The sequence below is a fragment of the Chenggangzhangella methanolivorans genome, assembly GCF_019797865.1.
Classification (GTDB): domain Bacteria; phylum Pseudomonadota; class Alphaproteobacteria; order Rhizobiales; family Methylopilaceae; genus Methylopila; species Methylopila methanolivorans.
Map to the genome: position 1 here is coordinate 106,277 of NZ_CP081869.1, position 15,991 is coordinate 122,267.

Genomic DNA, 15,991 nt, shown 5'->3' on the forward strand with positions numbered 1-15,991 from the left:
CCCCTCAGCGCGCAGGCGCCGCGGGCGAGGTCACGGGGGCCGGGAGCGCGGCCCGGCGCTGGCGGGGCGCGGACGTCTGTTCGCTTTCGCCCGCCACCCTCGCCTGCGGAAGCGTGATGCGCGCGCGCAGGCCCTTGTCGAGGTTCTCCAGCACGACGTCGCCGCCATGCCGGCGCGCGATAGAGCGGGCGATGGCGAGGCCGAGCCCGACGCCCCCGGTCTCGCGGTTGCGCGAGACCTCCAGCCGGTAGAACGGCGCGAACACCTGCTCCAGCGCGTCTTTGGGCACGCCGGGCCCGTCATCCTCGACGTCGATTGCGATCGCCTGCGCGGTCTCGAACACGCTGACGCGCGCTCCGCCGGCGTAGCGCGAGGCGTTCTCGACGAGGTTGCGGACCGCCCGGCGCAACGAGTCCGGCCGGCAGCGGGTGCGAATGCGCGCGCCCTCCAGGAAAACGACTTCCTGCCCGAGCTCCCGCAGGTCGTCGCAGAGGCTTTCGACGAGCGCCGTCAGGTCGACCGCGCGGGTCTCCTCCTCGACCGCCTCCTCGCGCGCGAAGGCGAGGCTCGCCTCGGTCATCCCGCGCAGTTCATCGAGCGTCGCCAGCATTTTTTCGCGCGTCTCCTCGTCGGAGACGAATTCGGCGCGCAGCCGAAGCGAGGTGATGGGCGTCCTCAGGTCATGGCCGATCGCCGCGAGCATGCGGGTGCGGTCCTCGACGAAGCGCTGCAGGCGGTCCTGCATGCGGTTGAAGGCTTCCGCCGTCTGGCGGATGTCGTCCGGGCCGGTCTCGGCGAGTTCGACGCGCTCGCCGCGGCCGAGCGCTTCCGCCGCGTCCGCCATGCGCCGCATCGGGCGGGTGATGCCGCGCACCAGCACCACGGCGATGGCGCAGAGGAGGAGCGCTGCGAAACCGATCGAGGCCGCGGCCTGCTGCGTCCAGAACGCGTTGGCGGCGGGCTTGGCGAAGGCGGTGTTGAGCCACGAGCCGTTGGTGAGCCGCACCGCGAGCCCCATGCCGAAGGCGTCGTCGAGCCGCACGAACTTCGCCGTCCGGTCGAGCGGCCAGGCGCTCGACGACAGCTCGCTCCATTGCGCGCTGGTGGAGGCCTTGGCGGCGGCGAGCAGCGCCTCGTTGGGCGGCGCCGTCCTGAGCTTCTCGGGGCTGCCGAGATTGATGTAGCTCGGCAGCGGCAAGGTGAGCTGCCGGAACGCCTCGCCGCGCCAGTCCGCGACCTCGGTCGGCGGAGCGGGCGAGACCCAGAAGCGCGAATAGTTGGTCGCGGTCGCAGCCAGAATGTCGTCCTGCAGCTCCTTGGGCGTCGCCTCGAGGAGCTGCGCCACCGAGGCCGCCCGGCTGACGAACTCCGACTTGATCTGCTTCTGCAGGAGGTCGGAGCGCTCGTACCACGCGACCACCGCGCCGACGCCCTGAGAGGCGGCGAGCGCAAGCAGCATCAGCACGATGAACTGGACGGTCAGGCTTCTCGACCAGAACTGGCGGATCACGTCGTCATCTCCGCCGAGAAGCTGTAGCCGCCGCCCCAATGCGTCTTGATGAGCGTCGGCGTCTTGGGATCGGCCTCGATTTTCTTGCGCAGACGGCTCACCTGATTGTCGATCGAGCGGTCGAAGGGATCGGCGGCGCGTCCGACCGTGAGGTCGAGCAGCTGGTCACGGCTGAGCACCAAGCCGGCGTGATCGAGAAAGGCCGACAGCAGCCGAAACTCCGCGGTCGAGAGCGGCACCGCCACGCCGCCGTCGTCGACCAGTTCGCGCCGGCCGACATTGAGCAGCCAGCGGTCGAAGCGGATCTCCTTGGCCTTGGGGGCGCCGCGCTGGGGCGGAAGCGACTGGACGCGGCGCAGCACCGCCTTGATGCGCGCGAGAAGCTCTCGCGGGTTAAACGGCTTCGTCAGATAGTCGTCGGCGCCGATCTCGAGTCCGACGATGCGGTCGGTGTCCTCGGCCATCGCGGTCAGCATGATGACCGGGATGTCGGTCGCGGCCCGCAGCTCCCGGCACAGCGACAGCCCGTCCTCGCCCGGCATCATGACGTCGAGCACCACGAGATCGACCGCCGTCTTCTCGGCGAGCCGGCGGAACGCGGGCGCGCTCTCGGCCTGGCTCACGCGGTAGCCGTGCTGGGCGAGATACTTCGAAACGAGATCTCGGATGTCCCTGTGGTCGTCGACCACGGCGATGTGGGGCTGCGGTTCCATTGCGATGCTCAAGATGTGTGCCAAGAGCACCATAGCGTGATCGCCGAAGCGACGCCGGGAAAAAGTGTATCAGAATGTCGCGACGACTGCGGCCGATACAAATCGCGACCGTTCGACCTGTTCGCCGACAGATCTCTGCGACAGGCGGCGCTTAAACCTCTCTTCATCGACGGGGCGCTTCCGCGTCTCGACTTCGCGGCCTCCGCCGCAGACCGAAAGATGGAGACCAGTTCGATGAAGACGATTCTGACCGCCGCCGCCGCTCTCGTCATCTCCGCCTCCGCCGCCCACGCCGCCAGCACCGCCAGCGAGCGCGCCGGCGGGATGCAGGCGCCGACCGCCCAGGGCGAGCGCGACCCGCGCCTGCAGCAGAACATGACGCCGGTGATGCTCGAGCGCGAGATCCGCGGCCTCGCCACTCCGCCCTCGCCGACCGGCACCGGCGCCGTGTTCCGCGGCTGGACCGGCAACGACAACGAGGGCTGAGCCCTCACGACCTTTCTGTCCGCGCCCTGAAAGGCGCGGCCTCGAACGCCCGGGCGCGGCTCCCCCCTCCGAACCCCGCCGCGCCCGGCGGGCGCCTTTCCCCCAAGGCGCCGCGGACGGCCGCCGACACTCCCCCCCCCCTGCGTTCCCGCGCCGGCGGCCGTCCCTCCTCTTTTGACGACGCGAAAGCCCGGCCTACGGCCGGACCGCCGGCGTTTCGACGGCGAGCGGCGCGGCGCGCGACTGAAGATAAAGTTCGAGCTCCACGAAGTCCGGCGCGCCAAACGGCGGCGCCTCGGCGCGCACGCCCGTCATGCAGTTGCGCAGCCGCCGCTGGAGCGAGCCCATCCCCTGCCATTCGAGCCGATAGAGCGGATAGCCGTTCGGGTGCCCCTGCGGGATGAGTGCGCCGGCGAGCCGCCCGCCCGCCCGCGCGTCATGGCAGGCCGCGCAGGAAAGGTTCAGCTGGCCGATCGGCCGCTCGAACAAGGCCTGCCCGCGCGCCCTGAACGGCGCGAGCCGCGGATCCGGATCCGGCGCCGTGGGCGTTCCGCGCGACTGCAGCCCGACATAGGCCGAAAGCGCCACGAGCTCCTCGCTCTCATGCGGCATGTCCGGCGCGCCGGGCCTGCGGGCGTTGCAGGCGCGGATGCGGTCCTGAAGATCGATGGGCCGCCGGGTCGCCTCGTCGAACGCAGGATAGCGCGCCGCGACGCCCTTCATACTCGCCGTCGCATCTCCGTGGCAGCTTGCACAGGACTGTCCGCCGCCGGGCGGCTGCGCGTTCCACAGCGCCTCGCCCTGTCCGGCCGCGAGCATTCCGGGGTTCTGGACGTCGTCACGCTGCATCGCCTGCGTCGAGGCGGACATGTCGTCGAAGCCCGAGCGTTTCGGCTCCGCCAGCGCCCCGAGCGTCGTCAGCGCGAGAAGCGATGCTGCCGCGGCGCTACTCCACCGTGATGTCGACCGTTTCGGTCTGCTCGAAGCCATTGTCGCCGCGCCAGGTCAGCTTCATCGGACCGCTGCGCGTCGCGCGGGTCTCGAAGGCGAGATAGGGATTGGCCGAAGTCGCCGGATGGAGCGCGGCGCGGAACACGACCTCGCCGTCATATTCGCAGGCGAACTCCGTGATGATGTCGCGCGGCTTGATCCTGCCGTCCATGCCCGGCCGGAATCCGGTCTCCATCACGTGGCTGATGAGGGTCTTGATCTCCATCATCTCGCCGGCCTTGGCGGTCTTCGGAGCGTTGACGAGCGCGCGCGCCATGCCTTCAGCCCTCCACGCAGGCCGCCAGCGTGACGATCACGTCGGCGGTCGCGGAATGGAACGTGCCGTCCGAAAGCTCGGCGATCGCCGTGATGGTCTGGCTGTCGGCGAGGCGGATGCGAGTCTGCACGCGCGGGGCCGTCCGCGGGCCGAGATGCAGCGTGACGGTCTCGGGCAGCGGATTCTTCTCGTTGAACACGCCGATGCGGCGCACGAACACGCCGTCGCCCAGGCCCGGCACGTCGAGCTTCAGCGGCGCCGAATTGCCGTTCTCGACCAAGGGGGGAATGTCCATGACGATCTTGCCGGGCGCCGCCTCCTTGCCGCCGGTGAAGGCGCGGATCGCCTCAAGGGTGGCGGCGCCGTCCTTGCGGACGAACTGGGCGGCGGCCGGCTTCACCGTGACGAGCGCGAGCGCGCCTGCGCCGATCCCGAGCGCAGACCTGCGGGAAACGGCGGTCATCGGCTTCCGCCCGTCGTCTTCAGCGTGGCGAGAAACGCGATCACGTCCTCGATCTCCTGCGCGTTCAGGATTGTCTTGTCCCTGAATTCCGGCGCGACCCGATGGAGGCCCGTCGTTTCAAAGTAAGGCGGCATGATCGTATCCGTATTCACGCGGCGGCTGTCCACCAGCCGAAGGCGCAGCGCGCCGGGCGTGTTGCGGTCGCCCGCGCCCTCGAGCGAAGGCGCGAGATCACCCTGAAAGCGCTCCTCCGGAAAAGGCCCGGAGTGGCAGAGCAGGCAGAGCCCCTTGCGGCGGTCGACCACGATGGCGCGGCCGCGCGCCGGATCTCCGGGCTGATCGGTGAGAGGTTTGGGGATCTCGTCGCCCAAAACCTCGTAGCGCCCGCCGTCGGCATGCGCGCTGCTGGCGAGGACAAGCGTGGCGAGGAACAGGATTGCGCGCGCCATCTCATCCGAACGTCGCCTTGGTGATGACGTCGTACCAGGCCTCGGCGTATTTCGCCTCCTGTTCGCGCGCCGCATTCGGCGCGTTCAGCGGGCTGATCCCGCCCGCGCCCTCGACGTCGGCCAGAAGTCCGTTCGACGGCTTGAACACGCCCGCGATCGAGATGCCGTAGCCCGGAGCCACGAGGCTGTAGCAAGTGTTGATGAGGCGCGGCTCGACGGGCTCTTGTCCCGCGATCAACGCTAGAACGGCCTCGGCGCAGACCTTGGCCTGGGCGTTCGCCGAGAAGGCCGATTTCGGCATCGCGCCGGCGATCGCGGCGTCGCCGATGACGTGGACCCCCGGAATGAGCTTCGACTCGAAGGTGACCGGATCGATCGGGCACCAGCCGGACTTGTCGGCGCAGCCGGCGTCGACCGCGATCCTCGCGGCGCGCTGCGGCGGGATGACGTTGCCGACCGCCGCCCGATAGGTCTCGAAGTCGGTCTTGAAGGTTTTCTGCTTCGCGTCGACCTCGGTCACCTGCCCGCCGGCCGAGAGCGGCACGAACTCCAGCACGCCGGCGTAAAGCTCCTTCCATGCCGCTTCGAACAACGGCTGCTTCGAAAACTTGTCCTTGGCGTCGAGCAGGATGAGCTTCGACTTCGGTTTCCGCGTCTTGAGATAATGCGCGATCAGGCTCGCGCGCTCATAGGGACCGGGCGGACAGCGGAAGGGGTTAGCGGGCGCCGACATCACCACGAGGCCGCCGTCCTCCATGGCCTCGAGCTGCTTGGCCAGAAGGAGCGTCTGGTCCCCGGCCTTCCAGGCGTGCGGCAGGACCGTTGAAGCGGCCTCGTCATAGCCGGCGAGCGCGCCGTAGCGGATCTCGATGCCGGCGACAGCACAAGCCGGTCGAACGGCAGCGGTCCGCCGGAGGCGAGCGCGACCGTCTTCTCCTGCGCGTCGATCGCCGTCGCGGAGGTCCGGGCGACGGTGACGCCGGCGGCCTTCACGCCGTCATAGCCGAAGAGCTGCCGCTCCATTGGCCGCAGGCCGACGATCACCTCGTTGGAGAACGGGCAGGAGGCGTAGGTCTCGTTCGGCTCGACGAGCGTGACGTCCGCGCCGCCAGCGGCGAGCGCGCGGGCGGCCTCCGCGCCGCCAAACCCGCCGCCGACCACAACGACCCTCGGCTTCGCGGCTCGCGCCACGATCGGAGCAGACAGCGCGAGCGCCGCCGCGCCAAGGCCGATACCCGCGGCTCGCCGTGTGATCGGCGCCGTCACTTGCCCGCCTCCTGGCCCGCCCACCACTGCGCGATCGCGCGCGACTGGTTCTCGTCGAAGCCCTTGGCGATCCGGCCCATCAGCGTCGAGGGGCGCTCGCCCGAACGGAACGCCGCAAGCGCCGCCTCGGTGCGCTCGGCGGGAACGCCCGCCAGCGGCCCGAAGGCGGAGCCCGCCGCATGGCAGCCCGAGCAGCTCGTGGCTCCGGGCGGCGTCGGCTCGGCGGCGAAGGCGGGAAGGCCGAAGGCGACCGCGACGAACGCGGCCACGGCCCAGGGCCTTCCCGGATAGATGCGCGTCACGCCTGTTTCAGGTCCGTGTTCTTCAGCGGGATGTTCCGCACGCGCTTACCTGTCGCGGCGAAGACCGCGTTCAACACGGCGGGCGCGGCGACCGCGATCGTCGGCTCGCCGACGCCGCCCCAGAAGCCGCCGGACGGCATCAGGATCGATTCGACCTTCGGCATCTCGGCGAGCTTCATCACCCTGTAGGTGTTGAAGTTCTCCTCGACGACGCGGCCCTTCTCGACGGTCATCTCGCCATAAAGAGCCGCCGAGAGGCCATAGACGAACGAGCCCTCGACCTGCGCCTCGATCTGCTGCGGGTTGACCGCGTAGCCGGGGTCGGTCGCCGCCACGATGCGGTGGACCTTCAGCTCGCCGTCGGTGACCGAGACCTCCGCCGCGCCAGCGACGTAGGCGCCAAAACCCATCACCTGCGCGAGGCCGCGATAGATGCCCTTCGGCGCGGGCTTGTCCCAGCCGATCTTGTCGGCGACCGCCTGCAGCACCGCGCGATGCTTCGGGTGGTTTTCCATGAGCTTCAGACGGAAGGCGAGCGGGTCCTGCCCCGTGGCGTGGGCGAGCTCGTCCATGAAGCATTCGAGATAGATGGCGTTCGGATTGGTGTTCACCCCACGCCAGAAGCCGGGCGTGAGATGCGGGTTCCGCATCGCGTGGTCGATCAGGAGGTTCGGGATCGTGTAGCCGATCTCGAACTCCTTGCCGCTCGCCATCAGCCCCTGGAACACGAACGGATCCTTGCCGTCTTCGGCGAGCCGGCCCGGGACGATCGCGGCCACGATCGACTGGCCGGAAATGCGCATGTGCATCCCCGTCAGCTCGCCCTTGTCGTTCAGCGCGGCGCGCATCCGACACTGGGTGATCGGGTGGAAGCGCCCGTGGATCATGTCCTCCTCGCGCGTCCAGATCAGCTTGACGTGCCGGCCCGGGAACTTCTTGGCGATCTCGACGACTTGCGTGACCCAGTCATGGGTCGCGCCGCGCCGGCCGAAGCCGCCGCCGAGATGCACCTTGTGGACGTCGCACTTGGAGGCGTCGTGCCCCGAGGCCGCGATGGTGGCGGCGAGCGCGCCCTCGCCGTTCTGGGTCGGGGTCCAGACCTCGCAGCGGTCTTCCGTCCAGATCGCCGTCGCGTTCATCGGCTCCATGCAGGCGTGGTTCTGGAGCGGATAGCTGTAGGTCGCCTCGACGACCCTGGCGGCGGAGCCGAGCGCCTTGGCCGCGTCGCCGTTCTTGTTGCCGACGAAGGCCTCCTTGGCGTCTAGCCCCTCCTTCAACCACTCCGCGAGGCTCGCGCTCGAAACCTCGCCGTTCTTGCCCGGGTCCCACTCGATCTCGAGCAGGTCGGCGGCGAGTTTCGCCTGCCAGAAGGTGTCCGCCACCACCGCGACGCCGCTGTCGCCGACGCGCACGACGCCGCGCACGCCCGGCTCTTTCTCGGCGTCGGCGCTGTTCACGCTCTTCAGCGTCCCGCCATGCACCGGACAGTCCTTGATGGCGGCGTTCAGCATGTTGGGGAAGCTGAGGTCCATGCCGTAGACTTGGCTGCCGTCGGTCTTCGGCTTGGTGTCGAGCCGCAGCAGCGACTTGCCGATAACGCCCCAGTCCTTCGGATCCTTGAGGCGGATCTCCTTCGGCGGCTCCATCTTGGCCGCTTCCGCCGCGACTTTGCCGTAGGTGGTGGAGCGGCCGGAAGCCGCGTGCGTGATGACGCTGTTCTCGGCCTTGCACTCGGATGGCTTCACGCCCCAGCCCTTGGCCGCGGCTGCGATCAGCATCTCGCGCGCGGCCGCGCCGCCTTCGCGGACATATTGATGGCTCTCGCGGATGCCGCGGCTGCCGCCGGTCGCCATCGCGCCCCAGACGCGCTTGCGCTTCAGGTTCTCGCCGGGCGTCGGATACTCGGTCGTGACCTTGGACCAGTCGCATTCGAGCTCTTCGGCGACCATCTGGGCGAGGCCTGTGAGCGTGCCCTGCCCCATCTCGGAACGGGCGATGCGGATCACCACCGTGTCGTCGGGCTTCACCACCACCCAGGCGTTGACCTCGTCCGGGAAAGCCGGTTCGGCGGCGTCCGCGAAGGGAATGTGGAAGCCGAAGGACGCGCCGCCGGCGACGGCCGCGACGCCCGCGAGGAAGCCTCGGCGCGAGGGCGAGGGAGCTTGCGAAAAGAGCTTGTTCATGACCGCCTCCCTCAACCCGCGCCGCCTTCGACGGCGGCCTTCTTGATGCCGGCGAGAACGCGGTTGTAGGTGCCGCAGCGGCAGATGTTGGTGATCTCGGAGCGGATGTCTTCGTCGGTCGGGTTCGGGTTCTCCTTCAGGAGCGCCGCCGCCGCCATGATCATGCCCGACTGGCAGAAGCCGCATTGCGGGACGTCGAGATCGACCCAGGCCTTCTGCACAGGATGCGGCTTGCCGTTGGCCAGCCCCTCGATGGTGACGATCTTCTGCTCTTCCTTCACCGAAGCGAGCGGCATGACGCAGGCGCGCACCGCCGCGCCGTCGATGTGCACCGTGCAGGCCCCGCATTGCGCGACGCCGCAGCCATATTTGGTGCCGGTGAGCCCGAGCTGCTCGCGGAGCGCCCAGAGGAGCGGGGTGCCGGGATCCGCTTCAATCTCGCGGACCTGACCATTCACGTTGAGCCGAACCATGGACATCTCCCTGGGGTCTCAGCTTGGATCCCGGCGTCGGCCGCGCGTCCAACGACGCGGCGGCGACGACGCCAGGCTATGGCGGACGGGGGAGCTTCCCCCGACTTCAAGGTAGAACAGTTCTATGCGGAGGCTGTCGCACGTCTTTGTCAGCCTCGCGACGCGACTGTCGCGAGATGTCGCGAAACCGGTCCCGCGATACGTTTTGATACAAAGTCGGGAGCGGAGGCGGCTCGTGTCCGCCTGGGCTCAGGCGCTGCGACGCTCGGCGGCGTTCTCGCCATAGGGCGCGGCCGCGGGGAAGCGGCGGAGCAGTCCCTCGACCCGTCCGGCCTCGAGGCGGAGCACGAAGCGCACAGCCCCGTCCTCGTCGACGTCGCGCGCCATCACGTCGCCCTGGCGCCGCAGCCAGTTCTCGCTCGCGCCGTCGGCGGCTGCGACGCTCACCACATAGGTCTCGCGGCCGGTGGAGATCCGCTCCTCGATCGCGGCGAGCAGCGCGCCCTCGCCTTCGCCCGTCAGCGCCGAGACGAGCGCAGGCCGGTTCAGTTCCTCGCGCCGGGCGGCGGTGGCGGCGAGATGGGCCTTGGCGTCCTCTCCGAGCGCGTCGATCTTGTTCCAGACCTCGATCAGCCGCGGGTCCGTCTCGGGATCGACGCCGAGATCCTTCAGCACCGACACGACGTCCTCGCCCTGCGCTTCCGTGTCGTCGTGGGAGACGTCGCGGACGTGGAGGATGACGTCGGCCTCCAGCACCTCCTCGAGCGTCGCCCGGAAGGCGGCGATGAGCTGCGTGGGCAGTTCGGAGATGAAGCCCACAGTGTCCGACAGGATCGCGGGCGCGCCATGCGGCAGGCGGATCTGGCGCAGCGTCGGGTCGAGCGTCGCAAACAGCATGTCGGCGGCGGTGACGTCGGCGCGCGTCAGGCGGTTGAACAGCGTCGACTTGCCGGCGTTGGTGTAGCCGACGAGCGCGACCACCGGGTACGGCACGCGCTTGCGCCCCGCGCGGTGGAGGCCGCGGGTGCGTTTCACCTGCTCGAGCTCGCGCTCGATCTTGAGGATGCGCTCGCCGATGACGCGGCGATCGGCCTCGATCTGGGTTTCGCCCGGGCCGCCGAGGAAGCCGAAGCCGCCGCGCTGGCGCTCGAGATGGGTCCAGGATCGGACGAGCCGGCTCTTCTGCCAGGTGAGATGCGCGTGCTCGACCTGCAGCACGCCTTCCTTGGTGCGGGCGCGGCGGCCGAAGATCTCGAGGATGAGGCCGGTGCGATCCAGCACCTTGGCCCCGAGCTCCTTCTCGAGATTGCGCTGCTGGACCGGCGAGAGCGCGGTGTCCATCACCACGAGCTCCACGCCCTCGGCCTTCGCGATGTCGGCGAACTCCGCGACCTTGCCCTTGCCCAGATAGGTGGCGGGCCGGATTTCGGAGAGCGTCACCAGCCGGCTCGCGACCACGTCGAGCTCGATGGCGTCGGCGAGGCCGACCGCCTCCTCGAGGCGCGCCTCGGGCGTGCGCGCGCTCGTGGACGGCGCCCTGCCGAGCAACGGCGTGATCACCATCGCGCGGGTGCGCGCCGTCGGGCGGCGAGCTTCCGCCGCCGAAGAACCGGTATCTTCCAAACGTTCAACCCATGCGACGCGTCACAAGACGACGGTCGGCCGCGTCGTCACCGCCCGCCGCGCGACGGGACGATGTCCCCTTCCGCCTCTTCGGGCTCGAAGAGCTGGATCGGGTGTCCCGGCATCACCGTCGATATGGCGTGCTTGTACACGAGTTGCGAGTGCCCGTCGCGGCGCAGCAACACGCAGAAATTGTCGAACCAGGTGACCACGCCCTGCAGCTTGACGCCGTTCACCAGGAAGATCGTCAGCGGGACCTTGTTCTTGCGGACATTGTTGAGAAAGGTGTCTTGAAGGTTCTGTGCGCGCTCAGCGGCCATCTTCTTGTTCTTTCGTTTGCGCAGTCGCTCGCCGTCCGCTGGCGTCGGCCGTCGCAGGCGTCATGGAGATCGTCCGAAGGATTTTTGGCCCCCGTCCGCCGCCCGCCCGCAGCGCCGACGCCGACTTCACGAAGCGGCGTCCCCCTTATTAAGGCCGTCAGGGCGGCGTTCCGCAAGACTTTGGTGGTAGGACGAACCGTCCAAGGCGGCGTTTTTCGTTACGCTTCACCGCGATGGGCGAATTCGTGATAGCGGCGTCTCAATTCGAGCGCGACCTTGCCCGGCCGGCCGTCGCCCACCGGCGCGCCGTCGATCGCGACGATCGGCGTCACGATCGCGGTCGCGGCGGTCATGAAAGCTTCCTTGGCAGCCTTGGCCTCGGCGACCGTGAAGGGCCGCTCCTCGACGCGGATCTGAAGATCGCGCGCCATGTCGGCGACCGTCGATCGGGTGATGCCGCGCAGGATGCCGCTTTCGGCCGGGCGGGTGATCAACACGCCGTCGGCGCTCACGATCCAGGCGTTGGTCGAGCCGCCTTCGGTGACATGGCCGTCGGCGTCCACATACCAGGCCTCCTTCGCGCCGGCCTCCTTGGCCTGCTGCTTGACCAGCACGTTCGGAAGCAGGCCGACAGACTTGATGTCGACGCGCGGCCAGCGGTTCTCCGGGACCGTGATCACTTTCACGCCCGCCTCCGCGCCGACGTCGTTCTTCGCCCGGTCGAACGAGCGCGACGTGACGACGACCGCCGGCGCGACGGTCGCGGCGGGAAAATAATGGTCGCGCCGGGCGACGCCGCGGGTCACCTGGAGATAGACGATGCCCTCCCGCACCCGGTTGCGGCGCACGGTCTCGCGCAACACCACCTTCAGCGCCGCCTCGCTCATCGGATGGCGGATCCTGAGTTCGTCCAGCGAGCGCCAGAGGCGCGCGAGGTGCCGCGGCTCGTCGATGAGCCGCCCGCCCATGACCTCGCAGACCTCGTAGACGCCGTCGGCGAACTGATAGCCCCGATCCTCGATGTGGACCGAAGCCTCGGCGTGAGGGACGTAACGGCCATTGACATAGGCGATGCGGGACATGGGATTTCCGTTGAGTCAGCCATCATCCCGGCCGACGCGGAGCGCAGAGCCGGGATCGTCCTGAGTTAAAGGCGCTTCTTCGCGATGACGATCCCGGATCGACGCAATGCGACGTCCGGGATCACGCATGCCTCACCCGATGCCGAGCGCCTTCAGCTTCCGGTGCAGCGCCGAGCGCTCCATGCCGATGAACTCGGCGGTGCGTGAGATGTTGCCGCCGAAGCGGCTGATCTGCGCGAGCAGATACTGGCGCTCGAAGATCTCGCGGGCGTCGCGGAGCGCCAGGCCCATCAGTTGCTCGCCGCCCGCGCCCGTCGGCGTCGGCGGAACCATGGTGCCGATTTCCGAAGGCAGCATGCTCGCCGTCACCACCGCGTCCGGGTCGCCGCCGGCCAGGATCATCAGGCGCTCGACGTTGTTGCGAAGCTGCCGGACGTTTCCGGGCCAGTCGTGCGACTGGAGCACCGCCATCGCGTCCTCGCCGATGGTGCGCTTGGCGAGGCCGGTCGCGCCGGAGATCTGGTCGAGGAAGTGGTCGATCAGCTCCGGAATGTCCTCGCGCCGCTCGGAGAGCGCCGGCACGCGCACCGGAACCACCGCGAGGCGGTGGAACAGGTCCTCGCGGAAGCGTCCCTGCGCGATCTCCTCCTCGAGATTGCGCGCCGAGGACGAGATGATGCGGACGTCGACCTGGACCCTCGTGGTCCCGCCGACGCGGGTGAAGGTCTGCTCGACGAGAACCCGCAGGATGCGGTTCTGCGTCTCGCGCGGCATGTCGGCGACTTCGTCGATGAAGAGCGTGCCGCCATGCGCCTCCTCGAGCGCCCCCACCTTGCGCGAGCCGCCGTTCTCCACGCCCTCGACGCCGAACAGCTCTTCCTCCATCCGCTCCGGCGTGATGGCGGCGGCGTTGATGAGGACGAACGGGCCCTTGGCCCTCGACGACTTCAAGTGGATGACGCGCGCCGCGAGCTCCTTGCCCGAGCCCGAGGGTCCCGCGATCAGGATGCGGCTGTTGGTCGGCGCGACGCGGTCGAGCGCGCCGCGCAGCTGATTCATGACCGTCGACTTGCCCACGAAGCTCGTGGTGACGCCCGAGCCGCGCTTCAGATCTTTGATCTCGCGCTTCAGCTGGTAGCTCTCCAGCGCCCGCTGCGCGATCAGCACCAGGCGGTCGGCCTTGAAGGGCTTTTCGATGAAGTCGTAGGCGCCGTTCTTGATGGCCGAGACGGCCGTCTCGATGTTGCCGTGGCCCGAAATCATCACGATCGGGATCTCGGGATGGTCGCGGTGGACGACGTCGAGCAGCTCGAGGCCGTCGAGCTTCGAGCCCTGCATCCAGATGTCGAGGAACACGAGGTGCGGGCGCCGCTTGGCGATCTCGGCCAGCGCCTCGTCGGAATTGCGGGCCGTGCGGGCGCCGTGGCCCTCGTCCTGCAGGATACCGGCGACGAGCTCCCGGATGTCGGCTTCGTCGTCGACGATGAGAATGTCGGTGGCCATGTGAAGTCCAAATAGCTCCGAAATGAAAGACGTCGAAATCAGGCGGCGGGCTGGGCGTCGGCGGGAACCACGGCGGTCTCGGTCGGACTGCGGGCCAGGAACCAGAGCCGAACCATCGCGCCGCGGCCGCCGTCCGCGACGGCCGGGGAATCGAGCAGTTCGACGCCGCCGCCGTGCTCCTCCATGATCTTCCCAACGATGGCGAGGCCGAGCCCCGTGCCCTTCTCGCGGGTCGTCATATAGGGCTCGAGAAGCCGTTGTCGGTTCTCGGTCGGAAGTCCCGTGCCGTTGTCCACCACCTCGATCACCGCAATGTCGCCCTCGCGGCGCACGGAGACGTCGATGCGGCCGACGCCTGGCGTGTTCTCGGGGACGGCGGCGACCGACTCGGTCGCGTTCTTGACGATGTTGGTGACCGCCTGGCTGATGAGGCGGCGGTCGAAGCGCGCCGCCACCGGCTTGTCGACGCCCGTCGCCTCGATGACGATGTCCGGATAGCCGACGCGCATCATGAACACGCCCTGCTTCACGATCTCGGCGAGGTTCTCCTCCTCGATCGTAGGCTTGGGCATGCGGGCGAAGGACGAGAACTCGTCCACCATCCGTTTGATGTCGTCGACCTGGCGGATGATCGTGTCGGTGCACTGGTCGAAGATGTCCCGCTCCTCGACGATGACCTTGCCGTATTTGCGCCGGATGCGCTCCGCCGAGAGCTGGATCGGGGTGAGCGGATTCTTGATCTCGTGCGCGATGCGGCGCGCGACGTCGGCCCAGGCGGAGGTGCGCTGCGCCGAGACGAGCTCGGTGATGTCGTCGAGCGTCACGACGTAGCCGTGCTCGTCGGCGGCCGAGGTCTCGGTCGTGAAGCGGACGTTGAGGTTGCGCTCGCGACCTCCCCTCAGGATCGTGATCTGCCCCTGCACCAGCCGCTGCGACCGCCCGAGCGCGGCGTCGATCAGCGGCGCGAATTCGGGGGCGGCCTCGCGCAGCGGACGGCCGAGCAGCGTCTCCTCCGGCTCGCCGATGAGGCGTTCGGCCGAGCGGTTCATCAGCGTGACGCAGCCCGAGAAGTCGATGCCGATGACGCCGGCCGAGACGCCCGCCAGCATCGCCTCGGTGAAGCGGCGGCGGCTGTCCATCTGCTCTGCGGCCTCCACCAGCTTGTTGCGCTGGGTGCGGAGCTCCGCCGTCATCTTGTTGAAGGTCTCGCCGAGCGCCCCGAGATCGCCTTCCTGCTTCCGCGAGATCGGCACCTGGACATAGAGGTCGCCCTGGCTGACCTGGTCGGCGGCGGTGATGAGGCGCCGGATCGGCGCGACGAGGCGGTTGGCGAAGGCGAGGCCGAGCCAGATGGCGGCGAGCAGCAGCGACAGCGACAGCAGCACGTAGAGCAGCGCGAAGGTCGCCTGAATGCGCGGCCGCCGCAGCGTCAGGGCGTTGTATTCCTCCGACCCCTGCTCCACGAGCCGCATGTAGCTGTTGGCGCGAGGATCGACGGGGCGCGCGACGAACAGCACGAGGTCGTCATAGCCCGACAGCTTCAGGATCGCGCCGATGGCGTTCTGCTTGCCGGCGCGAGCAGGATCGGCTCGGCGGTCTCGGCGCTCTGGATGTCGGGCGCCGGGGCTTCGGGAAGTCGCGGCCGATCTGGATCTTCGCGCGCTCCACCACCGACATGTCGGTAGGGTTGATGAGTTGCGCCTCGGGCAGGCCGCGGATCGTCGCCTGCGCGGTGAAGAACTCGGCGAACGGGTCCGGTCCCTGTCGACAGCGGGCGCGCGCGGTTCACGTCATGGCCATGGCGAGGATCTCGCCGCGGATCGAGCGGGCGTGCTTCGTTGAGATAGGCGCGCGCGACGACGAGCGAGTTGTCGACGATTTCGCGCACGCGGGTCGAGAAGAAGCTGTCGAAGCCCTTGTCGATCGTGACCAGCGCGAACACCGCGAGCAGCGCCGCCGGCGCGACCGCCACCACCGAGAACATCGCGACCAGCCGGCCGTGAAGCTGCGAGCCCGCCTGCGCGCGCCAGCGCGACATCACGAAGCCGCGGATCTCCCAGGCGATGATGACGACGAGCAGCGACGAAACCGGCGTTCACCAGCACGGCGATGCGGCCTCGTCTCCTCGGTGGGCTCGATGTCGGCCCGGCCGGTCAGGATCATGAAGGTGACGAGCGCCGACAGCAGCGCCGCGAACACGGCGAGCGGACCAACGACGCCGGGCCCGCGCCGTTCGCGCGTCGTCGAGGCTTCAGGGGTCTGGAGCGGACTTTCGACAGACAAAGGCTGACCCGAAACGCGCTGGGGAGTTCACGACCGCAGGCTCATGACCCGAGCGCGCGACGGTTCCC

The 15,991-nt window shown here is 68.9% G+C and carries 14 protein-coding genes and 2 pseudogenes; 1 reads left to right on the forward strand and 15 read right to left on the reverse strand.

Features of this window, described 5'->3' with window-relative positions; genetic code table 11:
- Positions 1–4 precede the first annotated feature (4 nt).
- Positions 5–1,507, reverse strand: a complete 1,503-nt coding sequence (locus K6K41_RS00515; protein WP_261405869.1) for an ATP-binding protein — start codon at positions 1,505–1,507, stop codon at positions 5–7.
- A complete protein-coding gene (locus tag K6K41_RS00520) occupies positions 1,507–2,223 on the reverse strand; it encodes a response regulator (protein WP_261403499.1) in 717 nt (238 codons plus the stop codon). Before K6K41_RS00520 ends, K6K41_RS00515 begins: the two co-directional genes overlap by 1 nt.
- 36 nt (positions 2,224–2,259) lie before the next feature.
- Here K6K41_RS00520 and K6K41_RS00525 point away from each other — a divergent pair, with 36 nt between their 5' ends.
- Complete coding sequence (locus K6K41_RS00525; RefSeq protein ID WP_261403500.1) at positions 2,260–2,709, forward strand: hypothetical protein; 450 nt, start codon at positions 2,260–2,262, stop codon at positions 2,707–2,709.
- Positions 2,710–2,904: 195 nt separating this feature from the next.
- Here K6K41_RS00525 and soxA read toward each other — a convergent pair whose 3' ends face one another.
- The 13 genes and pseudogenes from soxA to K6K41_RS00590 all read right to left on the reverse strand — a co-directional run bounded on the left by soxA (position 2,905) and on the right by K6K41_RS00590 (position 15,923).
- Entirely contained in the window at positions 2,905–3,699 is a 795-nt protein-coding gene (soxA, locus tag K6K41_RS00530; protein WP_261403501.1) for a sulfur oxidation c-type cytochrome SoxA, read from the reverse strand.
- Complete coding sequence (gene soxZ, locus K6K41_RS00535; RefSeq protein ID WP_261403502.1) at positions 3,656–3,976, reverse strand: thiosulfate oxidation carrier complex protein SoxZ; 321 nt, start codon at positions 3,974–3,976, stop codon at positions 3,656–3,658. The genes soxA and soxZ overlap by 44 nt, the downstream gene beginning before the upstream one ends.
- A 4-nt stretch (positions 3,977–3,980) precedes the next feature.
- Positions 3,981–4,439: a thiosulfate oxidation carrier protein SoxY gene (locus K6K41_RS00540; RefSeq protein ID WP_261403503.1), complete on the reverse strand. Its 459-nt coding sequence runs from the start codon at positions 4,437–4,439 to the stop codon at positions 3,981–3,983.
- Entirely contained in the window at positions 4,436–4,888 is a 453-nt protein-coding gene (gene soxX / locus K6K41_RS00545; protein WP_261403504.1) for a sulfur oxidation c-type cytochrome SoxX, read from the reverse strand. The genes K6K41_RS00540 and soxX overlap by 4 nt, the downstream gene beginning before the upstream one ends.
- Before the next feature lies 1 nt (position 4,889).
- Positions 4,890–6,154 (reverse strand): annotated as a pseudogene (locus tag K6K41_RS00550) (FCSD flavin-binding domain-containing protein).
- Positions 6,151–6,423 (reverse strand): c-type cytochrome, encoded by a 273-nt coding sequence (locus tag K6K41_RS00555; protein ID WP_261403505.1) that lies wholly within the window; start codon positions 6,421–6,423, stop codon positions 6,151–6,153. Before K6K41_RS00555 ends, K6K41_RS00550 begins: the two are co-directional and overlap by 4 nt.
- A 29-nt stretch (positions 6,424–6,452) precedes the next feature.
- Positions 6,453–8,639 carry a xanthine dehydrogenase family protein molybdopterin-binding subunit gene (locus K6K41_RS00560; protein WP_261403506.1) on the reverse strand — a complete coding sequence of 729 codons (2,187 nt, stop codon included), beginning with the start codon at positions 8,637–8,639 and terminating at the stop codon, positions 6,453–6,455.
- Between the two features lie 11 nt (positions 8,640–8,650).
- Entirely contained in the window at positions 8,651–9,112 is a 462-nt protein-coding gene (locus K6K41_RS00565; RefSeq protein WP_261403507.1) for a (2Fe-2S)-binding protein, read from the reverse strand.
- A gap of 249 nt (positions 9,113–9,361) precedes the next feature.
- The gene (hflX, locus tag K6K41_RS00570) at positions 9,362–10,675 is read right to left on the reverse strand and encodes a GTPase HflX (protein ID WP_261403508.1); all 1,314 of its coding nucleotides are present in this window, start codon (positions 10,673–10,675) and stop codon (positions 9,362–9,364) included.
- Positions 10,676–10,782: 107 nt separating this feature from the next.
- Positions 10,783–11,055 carry an RNA chaperone Hfq gene (hfq, locus tag K6K41_RS00575; RefSeq protein ID WP_261403509.1) on the reverse strand — a complete coding sequence of 91 codons (273 nt, stop codon included), beginning with the start codon at positions 11,053–11,055 and terminating at the stop codon, positions 10,783–10,785.
- A 218-nt stretch (positions 11,056–11,273) separates the two neighbouring features.
- Entirely contained in the window at positions 11,274–12,137 is an 864-nt protein-coding gene (locus tag K6K41_RS00580; RefSeq protein ID WP_261403510.1) for a D-amino-acid transaminase, read from the reverse strand.
- A 132-nt stretch (positions 12,138–12,269) separates the two neighbouring features.
- Positions 12,270–13,640 (reverse strand): nitrogen assimilation response regulator NtrX, encoded by a 1,371-nt coding sequence (gene ntrX / locus K6K41_RS00585; protein WP_261403511.1) that lies wholly within the window; start codon positions 13,638–13,640, stop codon positions 12,270–12,272.
- A 38-nt stretch (positions 13,641–13,678) separates the two neighbouring features.
- Positions 13,679–15,923, reverse strand: a pseudogene (locus K6K41_RS00590) (sensor histidine kinase NtrY-like).
- Between the last annotated feature and the right edge of the window lie 68 nt (positions 15,924–15,991).